The organism is Arthrobacter sp. YAF17, from assembly GCF_052113365.1.
Classification (GTDB): Bacteria; Actinomycetota; Actinomycetes; order Actinomycetales; family Micrococcaceae; genus Arthrobacter.
This window is the reverse complement of record NZ_JBFRDB010000011.1, coordinates 135,185-152,810: the sequence shown is the minus strand read 5'-3', so window position 1 is coordinate 152,810 and position 17,626 is coordinate 135,185. Positions and strand designations below refer to the sequence as shown.

The 17,626-nt window shown below is 66.6% G+C and carries 9 protein-coding genes and 1 tRNA gene; 1 reads left to right on the top strand and 9 read right to left on the bottom strand.

Features of this window, described 5'->3' with window-relative positions; translation table 11 throughout:
* Positions 1 to 8: 8 nt before the first annotated feature.
* The 9 genes from AB4Y67_RS11095 to AB4Y67_RS11055 form a co-directional block, all read right to left on the bottom strand.
* Positions 9 to 2,702, bottom strand: a complete 2,694-nt coding sequence (locus AB4Y67_RS11095) for a LuxR C-terminal-related transcriptional regulator (protein ID WP_441405817.1) — start codon at positions 2,700 to 2,702, stop codon at positions 9 to 11.
* A 62-nt stretch (positions 2,703 to 2,764) separates the two neighbouring features.
* Positions 2,765 to 5,452: a LuxR C-terminal-related transcriptional regulator gene (locus AB4Y67_RS11090; protein ID WP_441405853.1), complete on the bottom strand. Its 2,688-nt coding sequence runs from the start codon at positions 5,450 to 5,452 to the stop codon at positions 2,765 to 2,767.
* Positions 5,453 to 6,373: 921 nt separating this feature from the next.
* Complete coding sequence (locus AB4Y67_RS11085) at positions 6,374 to 9,079, bottom strand: LuxR C-terminal-related transcriptional regulator (protein WP_441405816.1); 2,706 nt, start codon at positions 9,077 to 9,079, stop codon at positions 6,374 to 6,376.
* On the bottom strand, positions 9,066 to 11,816 hold the full coding sequence (locus AB4Y67_RS11080) for a LuxR C-terminal-related transcriptional regulator (RefSeq protein ID WP_441405815.1): 2,751 nt from the start codon (positions 11,814 to 11,816) through the stop codon (positions 9,066 to 9,068). Before AB4Y67_RS11080 ends, AB4Y67_RS11085 begins: the two co-directional genes overlap by 14 nt.
* A gap of 188 nt (positions 11,817 to 12,004) precedes the next feature.
* A complete protein-coding gene (gene pth / locus AB4Y67_RS11075) occupies positions 12,005 to 12,592 on the bottom strand; it encodes an aminoacyl-tRNA hydrolase (RefSeq protein ID WP_441405814.1) in 588 nt (195 codons plus the stop codon).
* A 111-nt stretch (positions 12,593 to 12,703) separates the two neighbouring features.
* On the bottom strand, positions 12,704 to 13,303 hold the full coding sequence (locus tag AB4Y67_RS11070) for a 50S ribosomal protein L25/general stress protein Ctc (protein ID WP_441405813.1): 600 nt from the start codon (positions 13,301 to 13,303) through the stop codon (positions 12,704 to 12,706).
* A 309-nt stretch (positions 13,304 to 13,612) separates the two neighbouring features.
* Positions 13,613 to 14,593 carry a ribose-phosphate diphosphokinase gene (locus AB4Y67_RS11065; RefSeq protein WP_441405812.1) on the bottom strand — a complete coding sequence of 327 codons (981 nt, stop codon included), beginning with the start codon at positions 14,591 to 14,593 and terminating at the stop codon, positions 13,613 to 13,615.
* Positions 14,594 to 14,598: 5 nt separating this feature from the next.
* A complete protein-coding gene (gene glmU / locus AB4Y67_RS11060; protein ID WP_441405811.1) occupies positions 14,599 to 16,089 on the bottom strand; it encodes a bifunctional UDP-N-acetylglucosamine diphosphorylase/glucosamine-1-phosphate N-acetyltransferase GlmU in 1,491 nt (496 codons plus the stop codon).
* A 211-nt stretch (positions 16,090 to 16,300) separates the two neighbouring features.
* A tRNA-Gln gene (locus tag AB4Y67_RS11055) sits at positions 16,301 to 16,372 on the bottom strand.
* A 213-nt stretch (positions 16,373 to 16,585) separates the two neighbouring features.
* Here AB4Y67_RS11055 and AB4Y67_RS11050 point away from each other — a divergent pair.
* Complete coding sequence (locus AB4Y67_RS11050; protein WP_441405852.1) at positions 16,586 to 17,185, top strand: TetR/AcrR family transcriptional regulator; 600 nt, start codon at positions 16,586 to 16,588, stop codon at positions 17,183 to 17,185.
* The last annotated feature ends 441 nt before the right edge of the window (positions 17,186 to 17,626 follow it).

Below are 17,626 nucleotides of genomic sequence, written 5' to 3'. Positions count from 1 at the left end.
TCAGGACTTCAGGGCCGGTGGGAATCGCCTCCCGTGTCGATGAGATCGACCCGCCGACTGACGCCCAGTTTGGCGAAGACACGGTAGAGGTGTCCTTCCACGGTCCGCTGGGAGACACAGAGCTGGCTGGCGATCTCGGCATTCGAGGCACCGCCGGACACCAGGTCCAGGATTTCGGTTTCCCTGGCAGTGAGCTCCGCATCCTGCTCTGGACGGACGAGGTCAATATGGGCAGCCATCCCGGCGGCGGTCATCCGGTTCTGGATTTTGCGCTGGACGGAAAGCAGTTTTCGCTTGTCCGTGGTTTCGGCCAGGCACCGTTCCGCTTGCTGCGCAGCCTCGAGGGCAAGCAGCACATAGCCGCCACGCAGCGCCTTGTCGCTGATCCGGACCAGTTCGGCGTCGTCGGCATTCAGCACGGCGAGCGCGTAGTCGTGCAGCATTCCGGCCTCCCGCCCCTCCACCTGGAGGCTGCTGACGGCCAGGCCGTCCGCGGCCTGGGTGTCTCCGCGGCGCACCGCGAGCCGCCTGATGTCGGTCTCAATGCCCCGCAGCCCCTGCCGTTTCGCCTCAGCGGCAAGGCCTGCGAGCCTCTTGCTGACGTCGCCAGCCCCTCCGGGCGCTCCTCCGGCAGCGGTTGAGTACGCCTCGGCGAGCAGCGGAACAGCACCCGGACCGCGGTACCGGGAGAGCCGAAACGCGGCCGCATGTTCCTCCGCCTCCCGGGTGTGGCCCACGACAAAGGCCGCGTAGGCTGCCACGGAGTGGGCAAAAGGCAGCAGTTCCCAGGGATCGGCGATCCTGAGTTCCTCGACCCCCAGAACGAGTTCGGCAATGCCCTCGGGCATGCGTCCCTGGCGGACGCGGGCGAGGCCCCTCATCAAGTGCAGGATGCCACCGCTGAGCAGCAGCCTTGAAGGGTATCGGGCCTCGTACTCATCGAGTGTCTCGGCGAGCGATTCCCACTCCCCCGCCCAGTTCAGGCTCAGGCTGTAGCGCACCAGGAGGTCTTCGTAGACGAGCGGCATGGCCATGCCGGCGCTTTGCGCCCCCTGCCAGGCATCCCGTGCCAGCCCCAGACCCTCCACCGTCCTGCCCTTGGCACACAACAGCTCGGCGAGCAGCGATTCCGCCGGGAACTTGATTTCGGGCCGCTCGCCGGCGGCCACGACCAGCTGGCTCAGCCCGCCCTCACGGTCCTCATGTCCACCGTGCAGCTGGCTGCCGGCCATGCCGGCAGCGACGGCAATCGGTGCCATGTCCAACCACGATGGCCCCAGGGCGGCCTCACGCTGGAAGGCCCCCGGGCTGCCGCGCAAATGGCCGACGTCGGGTGTTCCGGCGGGAGTGCCGGCGACGGCAGGAGCGGCACCGGCCAAAGGCGGCTTTGTCCGCCCCCGCAGGCGGGCGGACAAAAGCGCCGCCAGGTAGCGGGAGGATTCGTTGGGAATGTGTTCCGCTAGCTGGAGAAATTTGGCGGACTGGTCGCCGTCGCCCAGCAGATACCGCGAATAGGCCATGTGTAAGCGGGCTTCGGGAATCACCTCGTCATCGGAGATAGCCTCCGCGGTTCTCAGCGCGGTCTGCGCGTCGAGGGCGACGTTGGCAGAGCGGGCCGCCCTGAGGAGCTGCTCCGCCGGAACGGCAGCCCCGCAGTCCAGTGCCCACCGAATCCGGTTCAGGAAGGCTTCCGGGTGCACAGAGTTCCCCGGCGGCAGCGACACGAAGCTGGCACGCAATCCGGCGCTTCTGCCCGCCGGAACCCAGCGGCGGATGATCTCACCGATCAGTGGACTCGCAGGACGGACCGTCCGGTCGGCGCCCCGTGAGACGTGGATGATGCCTGCCCTCTCCAGAGCGTCGACGGCCTTCGGTCCGCCGAATCCCAGCAGTTGCCCGAGCGAAAGCGGTCCCGCGAGTGCCACTATGGCGGCGGCGGTCCTTTCCTCCGGCGACATCGACCGCAGTTCGTGGCCGATGAGGTCAGCGACCGGGATCTCGGACAACCCGGGACGGAAGAGCAGGAACCAGATCCCGTGCCGCAGCCCCAAAGCGCCGGTGCTCCGTGCGTGTTCGATCAGGGACAGCAGCATAAACGGATTTCCGGCGGAGGCCTCGGCCAGCAGTGCGGTCGCCCAGGGCGAGACATCGGCGCGGAGCACTTGCTCGCAGAGCTGGTGCACCTCGGCCCTGGTGAGCGGTTCCAGGTCAAACTTCGCCACGATCCCGTCATCCCAGAGGGCCAGGAATTCCTCGGGGATCAGCAAACCCGGCCGGCAGGTGGCCAGCACGTTGGCAGAACCGGTGGCGACGGCCTGCGCGACGAGTTGAGTTGTCCCGCGGTCCAGGCACTGGGCGTCGTCGATCACGAAGAGCGGCTTGCTTGACTGCGATTTGATGCTGTCGGTGACGGCCTTGACCACGGCGGAGAACGAGTCCAGGTCATGTGCGGGCAGCTGGCCGAGGTAGGGCGACAGGGCGCCGAATGGCACGGCTGACAGCGCCGGTGTTGCTGCGAGTCGAATCACGGCTGTGTGCGGCCTGAGCTCCCGGATGACCGCCCTGGAAACCGCGGTCTTCCCGGCGCCCGGGTTGCCGACGATAAGGGCGCCGGACGTCCCGCCGTCGCGCAGGCATCTGAGGATGTCCTTGACGACGCCGGACCGGCCGACCAGTGTGGCGGACTCAGTCAGGCTTTCCACTAGTGGCCCTTCCTGCGGTGCGGCGCCTCCAGGCCCGCCCGGAGGAGAGGTGGCCGGGTCGGTCAGCCGAGGCGAGCGTGTTCCACTGGTCCGGCGATGACATCTTTGAGTTCCGACCTGCTCGCGACGTGCAGTTTCGCGTAGACCTGATACAGGTGTCCCTCAACCGTGCGGACAGAAACATGCATTTCGTCAGCGATTTTCCGGTTGGAGGTACCCGCGGCCGCCCTCACTGCCACCTCCGATTCCCGGGCTGTAAGTGTCGAGGTGAGCAGGGAAAGCACACCGTTTCTCGGGTTGCCGAAGCGGTCCTCGAGGGACTGCTGCGTGCGCTGGGCCATCCTCAGGGAGATGCGGTTCCCTGCGTCATTGGCGAAGCTGACCGCTTTCCTGGTCACATCCCTGGCGAAGATCGCATGGCCGGCTGCATCGGCGTCCTTGGATGTCGCCAGCAACTCCTCGCTGTCGGAATCCTTCAACCCTTCCGCGAGCCGGGAGCACAGGCCGGCGAAGTGCCCGGTGACCTGGTCGGCAAGACCGCTGAGTTTCTGGCTTGCCTGACGGTCCCCCAGCCGGGCCACCGCAGAGAGGAACTGCAGCCCGGTCGCAAGCGCGGAGGCTTCGGTGTCACTGTCGGCTTCCAGCTTCAGCGCGCGCAGGACTTCGGTCTTCTGACCGATTTCCGCTTTGGCAGACAGCTCGAAAAACCGCGTGATCCGGTTCACCAGCCAGGACGACCGGGGCTGCGGCTCCTCGACGTCCACCAACAGGGCCCCGGCCTTTTCCTCATCCCCCTGGAGTGCGTAGGCATAGGCGCAGGCTGCGGTTGCGAGTCCGGCTACAGCATCCCGATCCTGCACCCTCAGCTGCCAGACTCCGCTTTGCAGGCGCTGAACCGCCACAGTGAGATGACCGCGGTGGAGGTCGACGATCCCCTGTCCGATCTCGAACATGCCGCCCAGCCTCGCCTGCTCGTCCCAGGCTTCCGATGCGCCCGCAATGAACTCTGCGGCCTCCCGGAACCTTGCCGACAACAGCAGAAGCAGCAGGAACCGTCCCCTGATGTCGCGGATCGAACTGTCGGACAGATCCAGGAAGCCGGCGGCAAGAATGACTTGCCGGCCCAGCGCCACAGCGCCGAGAACGTCCCCCGTGACTGCCTTCGCCTCGCACAACAGGCTCGCGGCCAAAATCTTGGCTTCGCTGCCAAGGTCCGTGGGATCCGTATCCTGGAACATTTGCAGGACATCGCCATACCGGCCCTCGAAGGCGGCCAGCCCGGCATAGGCCAGTTGGACCCGCTCGGCCACCGACCCCGGTCCCGTCCCGGCGTCTCCGGAGACCGTGAGGCGCAACTCGATCTCCTGCAGCCGGGCCAGTGCACTTGCCGCCGCGGCGGGGTTGTGCCTGTCCAGCTCAGCCCACAGGAGATGCAGTGAGGCCCATTCATCCAGTGCCAGGCCGTCACCGGCCCGGTGTTCGACGTCCGTCAGAATGCGGCGGGCAGCTTCGTCATTGTGCAACGAGATAAATGCCCGGGCCGATTCGACGGCCACGTCCGCGAGCTTCTCCCGCCCGGCTATTTCCCGGGCGAACCGCAGGGCGGACTGCGGATCGGATGCCTTGTTCGCGAGTCGTGCAGCGGCCAAGGCAAGGTGGGGATCCACCTCTTCTCCGCAGTCGAGCGCCCATGCCACAGCTGTAGATCCCGTGTATTCGTCGAGGTCCAGGTCCTGCAGCACGGCGCCCAGCCGGCGGCGAAGCTCGGCGCTGCGCCCGGGCGGCACCACGCTGGCGACGATGCCCGCAGTGACCGGGTTGGCGATGCTCACCATGGGAGGGTGGTCATGACTGACGCGGATCAGGGCGCGTTCCTGGAGGGTGTCGATGTCCTGCGCCTTCGATACGTTCATCAGGGTCTGCAGGGGCAACGCTCCGGCGAGCGACAAGAGCTCAAAAACATCACGCTGGCCCGGGCTGAGCCGGTTCAGGCGGGCCTTGAGCACATCCCGGATCTCGCCTGCCAGGGCAACCGGCCTGTCTCCAAGGACCCAGGAATCCTCATGGCGGACAATGATTCCCAGTTTGATCTGCTCCCGGGCCAAGGAGTGCAGGAAGAGGGCATTGCCGCCGCTGGCGTTCCAGAGGGCGCGTGCCGCGGTATGGGAGAAGTGTCCGCCGTATTCCTGCGCGAGGCTGTCCACCGTCTCGCTGAAATCGAAGGGGCCAAGATCAACCCGGCGCAGCAGGTCATCTTTCCAGAGCCCCATGATGTCGCTGCCAAGATTGGGCAGGTCAACGCACGCGGCGAGCAGCAGAACATGCCCTCCGGCGCAGAGCTGGGCCACCATCATCGTGGATAGCTCATCGAGGTCATGGGCATTATCGACGAAGAGTACGACGTTGCGGCCCTGGGCCCGGGTGTGGAGCAGCTGGGTCAAGCCACGCAGGACCATCAGCGGGTGCTCAAGGTGGGAGGCGTCCAGTTCGTTAAGGAGCACGCTGAGTGCGCCATAGGGGAGCTTGGAGGAAATGGAACTGCCCCGGACCTGGACCACCAGGAACTCGTCACCAAGCTGTTCCAAAGCCCGCTGGGCAATAAAGGACTTTCCAGCCCCGTGTTCCCCCACAATCACTGCCCCGCAACCGGTACCCGAGGTGAGCGCGGCTACTACGTCCGCGACGGTTTTGTGCCGGGTGTAGTGATTCTGATGCCACCCCTTCCCCAGACGTTGGGCGGCTGAAATCATATCTGTTCTGCCGCTGCCCGCAGGCAGGCCGGCTTCTTGCTGAAACATGAGAGAGACCTTCGCAATCAAAGTATTGACTACCGATAGGTCCAACTTAAGGAGGTGGCGAATTTTCGGGATGCGTAAGTGCTACTCGATTCCCGGCGCGGTGCTGGGCCCTGGGCTACGCAGGTGTACTCAGAATTTGCCGGGCTCCGGGTGACAAAACCAAGTAGTCGGAAACGCGCTACGGGCCCGGTGGCAGAATGCATCTACACGCTGGGTGTATCGCTCCAGTTCAACGGCCTGCAACTTGCCGTTCCCCGGATTACTCCTCGGCATCGGCACTGAAACAGTCTTGGCACGGCCGCCCGGCCTGCGGGCGGCCGAGCCAGGACTGGGCCGATCAAAGCTAGGGAGCCGACGGCGGCTGGGGGGAGGAACCTCGGTCTCAGAAGGTTCCGACGCCGTCGGCTCCGTCAAAGGGGTTCACGCACTCGGCGGAACCATTTTGGGGAGACCATTGGAGAAAGAATTAGTGTCTATTGCACCAGAGCGGACCATCGTTCTCGACACAGGCGATCCTGGCAGCTTCATCGGAGGGCCGGGGCCGCTTCCGCAATGATGGCTCCACGTTCACAGTCCTTTGTCGGGTGCTTCAGCCGGGTGGTTCCTGGTGCTGACTACAATCTAGCGAACCGGACGGCATTGGCACACCGGTAGTCCGTACTCGAATTCGCGACGGGTTCCGAACGAACCGCAATTAAGGGTACTTGCCACGACGGCCGGCTCCCGACGCTGGCGGGGTCCGGCTACGTGGTCCCCCTACGCGGGTAGCCCGGCGCCTACTTGCCGGCTTCCCGGAGCTACGCACGCCGGAGCCGGGGCGGGGTTGTTGCCCTCACCTGCCGGCAATGTCGGACCGGACGACGGGACGGACGGCTACGGTGGGGACACTCCGGGCAACTGGTCCCGGCCTTTGACGTTGAGCTTGGCATAGCTGCGGTACAGGTGGCCTTCGACCGTCCGGATGGAAACATGCAGCTCGGCGGCAATCTGACGGTCGCTGAGACCGCGCACCGCCAGCGCCACGATGTCGCGCTCACGGCGTGTCAGCAGGCCAAGGGCGTCGGTCTCGGCTTCCTGTTCCTGCCCGGAAACACTGTCTGCCCTGTCCAGGCACCGCTTCCGCTGGGACATCGCCATGCGCTCCCGCAGCGTGTCGCCGGCCGCCCGGTAGCCGTTCGCGGCGGCGTCATACGCAAGGGCAGCGAAGCCCCACAGCTCGGCGTCTTCACAGCTCTTGCCAGCGTCCAGATGGTCCGCAGGCAAGTCCGTGCTGATCGCAGCCGCATAGTCACAGATCGCGGCGGCCCGGGGGCCCTCCAACTCCGGCTGCAGTTCGAGCAGCCGGGACGCAGCGTCCCGGTCCCCCAACGCGAGGCAGAAGGCAAGCGAGTCGAACTCCAGGCCTGGCGTGGAACCGTCGCCGTGCGGCCGGCCCAACGCCCGGAGTTCGTCAATGCCTCCAGGGTAATTGCCGAGGCGGGCCTTTCCATAGGTGACTGCCATTTGCGAGAGGATCCGCAGGTACCGTGACACCGCTGGCGGCGCAGCCTTGTAGTCGGCGAGGAAGACCGCTGCCTTGTCCTTGGCCCCGACGTCGGCGGCGGCGGCAAACGCCATCGAGGAGGTCACGGCGAAGAGCTGCTGGGGATCCGCGAGCCGCAGCGACTCCAGTGCCGCGCCAAGGGCGTTCAGTGCCTGGGCGGCCTTGCCTTGGTACAGCAGGATGATGCCGTGCGCGGCATGGACGCCCCCGCCGAACGAAATTCGGTTGGGCCCGGGGCCGGCGGCTACTCCTGCCAGAAGTGTTTCGGCCGCTTCCCAGTCGCCCCCGTGGATCACCGCAGCTGTCGCCCGCGCCACGAGGAACTCCGCGAGGAAGTACAGTTCGTCGTGTCCGGATCCCGCGGATTCCAGCGCCTCGGACACCCGTGCGAAGGCCTGGACGGCTTTCCCCTGCACCAGGAGCCGTTCCGATTCCAGGGCCAGTCTGAACGCCGCCTCAAGGGGGTTGGCGGGCGGGCCGTCCAACACGCCAGCTTCCGGGCCGGCACTTTCCGGATACTCGCCGGCGAGGGCGAAGACCATTGCGCGCATGGTGGCGAACCGCTCCCGCGTGGCTGACAGGATTTCCTCGCCGTCTTCCGGGTTCTCCCTGGCTAGCCGCTCGCCTGCCTCCAGGAGCGCTCCGGCCCGGTCCATGATGTCGGCGGGGCTGTGGCCCAGGGCGGCCTGCACGGCAGCCCACATCAGGGTTCCCGTGAGCAGGACAGCCACGCTGAGCCCCTTTGCGAAGTCAGCCTCCAGGATGTCCCGCGCGGCCGCATAGTCCGAGGTGTTGAAGTAAGTGCGGGCCGTCACAGACCTGGCCGCCACCTGAAGTTCAGGGTCTTTGACCAGGGCAGCTGCCTTGCGCGCCAGCTCGTCCTCGTAGAGCCGGCTGGCCAAAACGGCTGCGCGCAGCAGTTGGCGGTCGTCGACCTCGGCCCCGCATTCCATTGACCAGCTCACTTGGCGGAGCAGGCCTTCTGCCGACGTGGGCTCGCTGTCCATGAGCCGCAGGAGGCTCTGCCGGAGCTGGAGGCTGCGCGCCGGAGAAATGAGGTTGCGCAGCGTGTCGCCATAGATCGAGTGCCAAAGCCGCAGTTGAGGGTAGGGTGCCGGCGTGACGCGGATCATCTCGTGTTCGATAAGAACGGCAACCGGGTCCTCGCCCACCGTGGCCTCGATCAGCTCGCGGGACACGGGCTCGGCCAGGGCAACCAAGTTCAGCGCTTGGCGCTCTTGGGGCGAGCGCCGAAGCAACTGCCGGCGCACGACGTCGGTCAGGCGGTCCCCGTGACTATTAAGGGGACGCGCGAGCAGCCAGACCCCGTTGCGTTGAAGCAGCGTGCCGTCGTTCTTCGCGTCGTCGATCAGCCCGCTGAGCAGCAACGGGTTGCCCTCGGAGGCTTCCCAGAGGATTTCGGTGACGTTCGGCAGGACCTGGGCTCCCAGCGCCCGTTCCAGGATGTCAGCCGTCTGCCCTTGGGTCAGGGGGCGGAGGTCGATGCGTTCGGCAATACCTTCAAACCACAGCTGCAGCAGCGGTTCCGGCAAGCCCGGCCGGGTCGCCGAGGCCACAAGCAGCTTCGCCCACCCGGCAGCGGCCAGTTCCACCAGGATCCCCGCGGTCGCCTCGTCAAGGTCATGGGCGTCATCCACGATGAGCAGCAGTGGCTTCTGTGAGGCACGGCGCTCTTCCTCCAGCCCGGACCAGAAGGTCCTGAGCACCGCCAGTTGCGAGGTGGCCTCCTGTACCGGCAGGCCGACAATGAAAGGACCGAGCACCCCGTACGGGACGTTCGTCAGGGACGAGCTGCCATGGATACGTACGGGCGTCACCGTGGACTCCAGTTCGGCCACGACGGCGTCCAGCAGCGTGGATTTGCCGATCCCGCTGTCCCCGAGCAGCAGGACCGCGACATGCGTGCTGCCTTGGAGCGCCTCGACCGCCGACCCCAGGTCCTCCGTCCGCCCGGTCAGGGGGGTGGCTCTACCCGCCTCCTCGGGGGCGGGTGCACGGTTCCTAGATGAGTCCAAGCAGATCACTTCGCGAAGAAACTCCCAGCTTGGTGAACACCTGGTACAGGTGTCCCTCCACTGTTCTCACCGAGATGCCGATGGCCAGGGCAATGTCCTTGTTGGAGACCCCGTTGCCTGCGAGGGTGGCTATCTGCCGCTCCCGCTCTGTGAGCAGCGGACCCTTGTTTCTGGGCATGATGGGCAGGGCCGGGACGGAGTCCGCAAGGCTCTCAAGGATGGCGTGGGCGGCGCTCGCCTTCCCGCTCAGACCCGCAGCCTTGGCGAAGTCGAAAGCGAGGGCCGCGCATCTGGCCTGGACGGCGTCGAGTTCCATGGCTGCGGCCTGGCCGGCGGCTTCCAGCATGATGGTGGCGTCTTTCTTGCGGCTGCCCACGGCGATGATCCGGGACAGCTCCGCGAGCGGTCCCTGCCGCAGGGCCGCGATGTCTTCCATGAACTGGAAGTCCTTGGCGGTGCCGTTGACTGTCGCGCCAAGCATGAAGATGCCAGCCAGTGTGTACCGGCCGCTCCGGTAGTGTTCCTCGGCCGCGTGCACAAGCCGGTCCTTCGCCTCCGGATCGCCCAGCCAGCGGGAAGCCATGTCCATGCAGAACTCGGCGGAACTTCGGATCGCGAAGCGGGCGGCACCGTCCGCTGACCGTGCCCGGTCCAGGTAGACGGTGGCCTGCACGGAATTCCCGGTCTGGGCGTAGGCGAAGGCCGTAGCAGCGTACGCCTGCCGCAACGAGTGCAGGCTGGCCCGGACTTCGAGCTGCGCTATCGCCGCCAGGAGGGGGTCGAGGGCCATGTAGCCGCGGCCCGCATAGACGTAGGCCAGTCCGACAGCCAGATCGGTGGGCGCACTGCCGGAATGCAGCCCGTGGCCGGCCCGGCCGCTGGCGTCCTTGAGCATGTCGATGCTCTGGCGCCAATGTCCGGAGAGCAGTAGCACATTGAAGGACCTCCACGCGAAGTTCTCGCGGATCCGCGGGACGTTGGACCACTCCCCGAGCTGGCCGCCGATGTCGCGCAGCAGCTTGCGGGCCTCGGCTTCCTTGCCCGTCATGCAGAGGGCTTCCATCAAAATGATTGCCGATCTCAGCCGGTGCACCGGATTGATGTCATCCACTTCCGACGACGCTGCCGCGCTGAGCCTGTCCATCATGGGCCCATAGTCACCGACAAAGGAGAGGTAGTTGAATTCGCTGAGGTCCAGGGACAGACCGGCCCTGGCCAACTCCTGCCGTGTGGTTGCCGGCTGGTTCTCACCGATTTCGTGGAGCCGCAGCCTGCCTTGCCGGATCAGTTCGGGCACCTGTCCCGTCCGGTCCTCGAGCCATGACATGCAGTCCACTTTGGCTGCCACCAGCTCAGCGAACGTCTCTGCGCTGAGGGCGCTGAGGGCGCTGATCTGCGCCTCCGAGACATCGTCCAGGGCAGACATGGCCTGAAGGGGCAGCCCTAGTTGAAGATAGGCGGCGGATTTCTGCAGCTGCCCTTCCGCCCACTCCGGGTCCTCCGGGCTCAGGCTGCCGGCGCACTTGAGCGCAAACTTCGGGTCGAAGAGCTTGACGGCGGCGCCCGCCGCGGCCACGGCGTGGGCGGGTGCCAAGGGCGCGTCGCAGTCATGGGTCCACGCCGCGTAGGCCAGCAGGTCTTCCACGGTCAGCTCATTCAGCTCGTCCTGCTGGTGCCCCGGAACCTTGTCCCGCAGCTCCAGCCTGCGCTCCACACTGAGCCAGTTGCGGACGATGTCGCCCAGATAGCGGTCCCCCAGCGAAACGAGGTGCCTGTCAGTCCGGTCGACGACTATCTGCCCTGCATCTTCCATGTCGGCAATGACCCCGGGACTGTACATCCGCGCGAGCCTGGCCAGCGGCAGGGTCCGGGCGCAGGAGAGCACCTCGATGAGCTCCCGGGCCACAGGTGTTTCGCGGGCGTACCGGGCCCGCACGATATCTTCCAGTGCTGTGCGCCCGTCAAGGACCACCTCATCCACCAGAGTCCAGACAGATCCGGACAGCACCAGGTTGCCCCGTTCAATCTGCTCGGAGACCACGGCCTGCAGCAGGGTCGGGCTGCCGCCAACGAGCTGGTGCAATTGGCTCGCCAGGGCACTGGAAACTCTGTGCCCAAGCGCCGCTTTGAGCACCTCCAGGGTTTCGACTTCTGTGAGGTTGGCCAACCGGACCTCGGCCAGCTGGCCGGAAGTGATGAGCCAGTAGAAGTCCGGCGGAAGGTCCGTCGTGCGCTGGGCAGTGGCGACGAGCCGCGCCGTCCGGGTCTGCAGCAGATTGAGGAGCACGCCCGTGCTCAGTTCGTCCAGGGCCCCGGCGTTGTCCAGCAGGATGACGCATTTTCGTCCGGCGGCGTCGTCCCGGATCAGAGAGGTGATGCCGTGGAGGATGGCGGTCGGGGAGCCAAGGGAGCTTTGTGGCAGGCGGGCGAGCGTGAACGCCAAGCAACCGTAGGGTGTTGCCGAGCCCGGTCCCGAGCTGCGGAGCTGAAGGGTGTAGACGTCAGGACCGAAGCCTGCGATCGCCGTGCGTCCTACCTGGGTTTTGCCCACGCCGCGGTCGCCGGTGATCACCACGCCCATCCGGTCGTCGCCGAGCAGGGCGTTGCGAACGCGGTCGGCGTCCGCATTGCGCGCCAGACCTGACCACCTGTGCCGGTCCAGCGGACCTGCAGGTTCTTCTACGGCGGGTGCCAATGTAGTGGAAACACTCCCCCAGCCCAGTGATTGCCTCGACATCTAGTTTCCTTCGTACCGCTTTGCGGACGGCAAACCTGAGACCGTCCGCCTAGAAGTAGCGTATCCCTATCCCCCGATATGAGAGTAGAGCGATCATAACGGCATTTCAGAAACCTTGGAAGCAATTCGAGGGTCGGCGACGGTGCGTTACGCGCGGCGCCGCAGCGGAGGTCCCCCGCGGGTTCCGGCTAGGGCGTCTTCGCGGCGTGGAACTGTTGCTGGGCTTCCAGCAGGCCATCACGGACCAGCGTCTCGACGGCGTCTGCCGCTGTATCGATCAGGAAGGGCAGTTCCTTCTTTTCCGCGCCGGAAAAGTCCTTCAGCACAAAGTCTGCGGTGTCCATCCTGCCTGGCGGGCGTCCTACACCGACCCGGACCCGCAAGTAGTCCTTGGTGGCGAGGGCCTTGGAAATATCCCGCAGCCCGTTGTGGCCACCCTCGCCCCCGCCGAGCTTCAGCTTCACGGTGTCAAAGGGAATGTCGATCTCGTCGTGCACGGCGATGACCTGGCCTGGTTCGATGCCGTAGAAATTCGCCAGCGCCGCGACCGGGCCGCCGGAAACGTTCATGTAGCTCAGGGGCTTGGCCAGCACCACCCGGGGGCCGCCGATACCGAGCCGCCCTTCCAGGACATGGGCCCGGGACTTGTGCGACTTGAAGCCGCTCCCGATCCGGGAAGCGAGTTCGTCAAGGACCATCTGCCCTACGTTATGCCGGTTGTGGGCGTACTCCGCTCCCGGGTTGCCAAGGCCTACGATCAGCCAGGTGTCAGTCATGGGTGAGTCCTTCGCTAAAGGGCAGTTCCCGGCCCCGGGGACCGGCATTCCGGCCGGAGACGACGGCGGCCGGGCCCTAGAGGGACCCGGCCGCCGGAGGTTTCGCCGGAATTACTCGGCTGATGCCTCGGAAGCTTCGGCGGTAGCCCCTTCGGACGCCTCTTCCTCGGTGACTTCGGTGGCTTCGGAGATGTTGACCACGAGTGCCTCGGGGTCGGCCAGCAGGGTGGCGCCCTTCGGCAGGACGAGGTCGGAAGCGTGGATGTGCTCGCCGGCTGCGCGGCCTTCGATGCTGACCTCGATGGCGGTCGGCAGGTGGGTGGCCTCGGCCTCGAGGGAGACGGTGGTCATTTCCAGGTTGTGGACGTTGCCCGGAGCCAGTTCGCCACTGAGGTGGACGGGGACGTCCACGGTGACCTTCTCGCCGGTACGGACGGTCAACAGGTCCAGGTGCTCGATGATCTGCTTGATCGGGTTGCGCTGGATGTCCTTGACGAGGGCAAGGTGCTGTTCGCCGTTGATGTCCAGGGTCAGCAGGGCGTTGGCGGTGCGCACGGCCAGGGTGGTGGCCTTCGACGGCAGGGTGATGTGGATCGGCTCGGCGCCGTGGCCGTAGATGACGGCCGGGATCAGGTTGGCCATGCGGGCGCGGCGGGCGAAGCCCTTGCCGAATTCGGTGCGGACTTCTGCTGCGAGCTTCTGCTCAGCCATGGATATCTCCTCGTTGGATTTCAAGCTGTGGGACTAACGGTGTTCAGCAAGGGCGGAGGTCTGTTTGCGACCTTCAACGCCGGGCTGCTGTGCAGCGGCCCTTCAGAAGGAGATTCAGACCCAGTCGATAACGGATACCAGCAATCCGGCTGACCGTGCATACAACTCATGCAAGCGGTCTACCGGCGCTCTCCCTCGCCAAGGTTTCGGTTCAAGGCTACCAGTGCGGGGCCGCAATTCTGAAAACGGCCCCGCACCGGCGGGCGCTTGAGCAGGCTGGAGCAGACTCGGGCCTGCCCCAGCGGGAGGCTACGCGTTGCCGTCGAACAGGCTGGTCACCGAGCCGTCGTCGAACACTTCGCGGATGGCGCGGGCAATCAGCGGTGCGATGGACAGCACGGTGAGCTGCGGGAAGCGCTTGCTTGCTTCGATCGGCAGGGTGTTCGTGACCACGACCTCGCGGGCGCCGGACTCGGAGAGCCGCTGGGCCGCCGGGTCGGAGAAGACTGCGTGTGTTGCCGCGATGATGACGTCCTTGGCGCCGGCGTTCTTGAGCACCTGGACCGCGCCGGAAATGGTTCCGCCGGTGTCGATCATGTCGTCGATCAGCACACAGGTGCGGCCTTCGATCTGGCCGACGACCGTCTTGGAGACGGCCTGGTTCGGAACGGTGAGGTCGCGGCTCTTGTGGACGAACGCCAGCGGCGCCCCGCCGAGGCGCTCGGCCCACTGCTCGGCGACGCGGACGCGGCCGGTGTCCGGGGAAACCACGGTGATGTCGTCAGCGCCGACGCGGGTGCGGATGTAGTCCGCGAGCAGCGGGATGGCCATGAGGTGGTCCACGGGACCGTCGAAGAAGCCCTGGATCTGGGAGGTGTGCAGGTCCACGCTCATGATCCGGTCCGCGCCCGCGGTCTTGTAGAGGTCGGCAACGAGGCGCGCGGAGATCGGTTCGCGGCCGCGGCCCTTCTTGTCCTGCCGGGCGTACGGGTAGAACGGGGACACCACGGTGATGCGCTTGGCCGAGGCCCGCTTGAGCGAATCGATCATGATGAGCTGTTCCATCAGCCAGTTGTTCAGCGGGGCGGGGTGCGCCTGGATGACGAAGGCATCGGTGCCTCGCACGCTCTCCCCTGCCCGGACGTAGATCTCGCCGTTGGCGAAGTCGTAGGCATCCAGGGGCAGCAGCTCGGTGCCGAGCTCCTTGGCGATTTCCCTCGCCAGCTCGGGATGCGCGCGCCCAGCGGCTAGCACCAGCTTCTTCTCGCCGCGTGCCGTAATTTCGCTCATTTTTGCTAGCCCTCTTCTGTAGATGCCGGAGTACTGGAGGAAGTCGTGGTGGCGCCGGACGCCTCGGCCAGGGACGCGGAGAGCGAGCCAGGGCGGTTCTCCAGGACCCAACCCTCGGCGTTCTGCTGCTTGGCCAGGGACAGGACCAGGGCGCCGGGCGGCACGTCGCGGCGGATTACTGCGCCGGCGCCGCTGTAGGCGCCGTCGCCGACCTGGACGGGAGCAACAAAAACGGTGTTGGAGCCGGTGCGCACGCCGGAACCGATGACCGTGCGGTGCTTCTTCTCGCCGTCGTAGTTCGCAGTGATGTTTCCGCAGCCGATGTTGGTGTCTTCGCCGATCTCGGCGTCGCCGGCGTAGCCCAGGTGGGAAAGCTTGGAGCCTCGGCCGATGGTGACGTTCTTGGTCTCGTAGAAGGCGCCGATTTTACCGGTCGCACCGAGGACGGTGCCGGGGCGCAGGTAAGTGAACGGGCCGACGCTCGCCTTGGCGCCGATCGTGGAGCCGGAACCGTGGGTGCGGATCACTTTGGCGCCCTCCCCCACCTGGACGTCGGTGAGGGTAGAGTCCGGGCCGACGACGGCGTCGCGCGCCACCGTGGTGGTGCCGTGCAGCTGGATGTTCGGCAGCAGCCGCACGTCCTCGTCCAGGGTGACAGTGGCGTCGATCCAGGTGGTGGACGGGTCTACGACGGTGACGCCGGCACGCATCCACGCCTCGACGGTGCGCCGGTTGAGCTCGGCACCGAGGGCCGAGAGCTGGACCCGGTCGTTGGCGCCCTCGACCTGCCAGCGGTCTTCGGTGACGACGGCGGCGACGCGGCCCCCGGCGGCGCGGGCCAGGCCCAGCACGTCGGTGAGGTACTTTTCGCCCTGGGCGTTGTCGGTGGTGACGTGGCCCAGCGAGTCGCGCAGTACGGCGGCGTCGAAGGCGTAGATGCCGGAGTTGATCTCCCGGATTTCGCGTTCGGCGTCCGTGGCGTCCTTGTGCTCCCGGATGCCGGTGACCGTTCCGTCAGCGGCGCGGAGAATACGGCCGTAGCCGGTTGCGTCATCCAGGACGGCGGTGAGGACGGTGACGGCGTTGCGCCCGGCCTCGTGGCTGGCGACGAGCTCGCCGAGCAGCTGGCCGGTGAGCAGCGGGACGTCGCCGTAGGTGACCACGACCGTTCCGCTGAGCTGCGCCTGGGGGTGGAGCGCGTCGAGCGCATCGAGGGCGGCTTCGACGGCGCGGCCGGTGCCGGGCACCTCGTCCTGGTCGACAATCAGGGCGGCTGGGTCCACTGCGGCGATGTGGGCAGCCACGAGGTCGCGTTCATGCCGGACGACGAGGGCCAGTTCCTGCGGCCGGATGGTGCGGGCCGCGTGCAGCGCGTGGCCGACGAGTGAACGGCCGCCGATCTCGTGGAGGATCTTGGGGGTACGGGACTTCATCCGGGTACCGGCGCCTGCAGCTAGGACGATTACGGCGGCTGGGCCGGTATTCTCGGGGCTCACGTACGGGCTCTCCTTGCTCAGTGGCTTAGCTCATGCCGCTGTTCGGTGGATCTGGGTGGCCGGCGGCTGAGGCTTGGTGGTGCACCACGGTTGCCGGATCCGCGCGGCCCGGGCGGGCCGGAGTCCGGCCGCGGCGCCATATTCATCCTACTGGACTCGCACCGGCCCGCGTCCGCCGGGCGCCCTTTACCGGCCCCGCGACGGCCACCAGTTCCGCCCATAGGACTCGAACCTATACTCCACGGCTCCAAAGGCCGGGGTGCTGCCATTACACCAGGGCGGACCATGCCAAGGCGCTGAGCCTGTGGCACGAGAATCAATTCTGCCATACCGCGTTGCCGCCCGGTGTTGCTGCGGCGTGCAGGGTGGGGCTGGCCCCTCCCTGTGGCTGATGGGGCATGATGGTGCTGTGAGCAACAGCGCAGGGGTATCCGGAGGGGCGGAGGGCCGCAGCGGCAGGCCGGTTAGGTCCGCCGACTACGTACCCCGGATCCGGATGACGGGTCCCCAGCGCCGCAGCCAGCTGATCGGCATCGGCCGCGGACTGTTCGCGCTCCGCGGGCTGGACGGAACCACCATCGAGGAAATCGCCGCCGCCGCCGGCGTCTCCAAACCCGTGATCTATGAGCACTTCGGCTCTAAGGAAGGCCTGTACACCCAGGTCGTCGAATACGAGTTCCGGATCCTCCTGAGCTCCATCAACGACGCACTGTCCGAGGAAGCCAAGCCGCGTGTCCTGGTCGAACGGGCCGCGCTGGCGCTGCTCAGCTACATCGAGGACCGCACCGAAGGCTTCCGCATCCTCATGCGCGACGCCCCGCCGACCCAGCCCGAAGGGGCCTTTTCCACCCTGCTCTCGCGCGTCACGGCGCGTGTGGAGTACATTCTGGCCGACGAGTTCGCCCGCCGCGGCTTCACATCGGCCGACGGGGCGATGTACGCGCAAATGCTGGTCGGCATGGTGGCCATGACGGGCCAGTGGTGGCAGGACAGCCGGACCCCGGACAAACGCGAAGTAGCCGCGCACCTGGTCAACCTCGCCTGGAACGGCCTCACAGGCCTCCAAAAAGACCCCGACCTCCGCAGCGACGACTAGTCCTGGGGGCAACTTTCCGGTGTGCCCACCTTCGCGGCGCACGGGACCTTCGCCGTCGCACGTGGTCACCTTCGCGGCGCAGCGGCCCTTCGCCGTCGCACGTGCCCACCTCCGCGGCGCGGGACCCCTCCGCCGTCGCTTAGACACGACGCAAAAGGGCCCCTGCGGTCGCTGAGCGACCTCCGGAGCCCGATGCGCCGCGATGCGCGACTACGCGAAGGCCCCCCGCGCCACTTGTGCCGGCAGTTCGCCAAAGGTCCCCTACAGTGACGGTCACCGATCGCAGTTGCCGAAAGTCACGTTCGCCGAAGGTCGCCTACCGTGACGGTCACCGTTCGCAGATGCCGAAGGCCGCGCGCCGCTGGTGCGGACCGTTCCGTTCGGGGGCTGTTCCCCTCGGTAAAGGTGACGCTCGGAGCGCCGGAGGCGGTTCTTCCGAAA

Coding starts and splice junctions, on each gene's coding strand:
- AB4Y67_RS11050 (WP_441405852.1), top strand. CDS start 16,586: ATGACGGGTCCCCAGCGCCGCAGCCAGCTGATCGGCATCGGCCGCGGA.
- AB4Y67_RS11070 (WP_441405813.1), bottom strand. CDS start 13,303: ATGGCTGAGCAGAAGCTCGCAGCAGAAGTCCGCACCGAATTCGGCAAG.
- AB4Y67_RS11080 (WP_441405815.1), bottom strand. CDS start 11,816: ATGTCGAGGCAATCACTGGGCTGGGGGAGTGTTTCCACTACATTGGCA.
- AB4Y67_RS11065 (WP_441405812.1), bottom strand. CDS start 14,593: ATGAGCGAAATTACGGCACGCGGCGAGAAGAAGCTGGTGCTAGCCGCT.
- pth (WP_441405814.1), bottom strand. CDS start 12,592: ATGACTGACACCTGGCTGATCGTAGGCCTTGGCAACCCGGGAGCGGAG.
- AB4Y67_RS11090 (WP_441405853.1), bottom strand. CDS start 5,452: ATGATTTCAGCCGCCCAACGTCTGGGGAAGGGGTGGCATCAGAATCAC.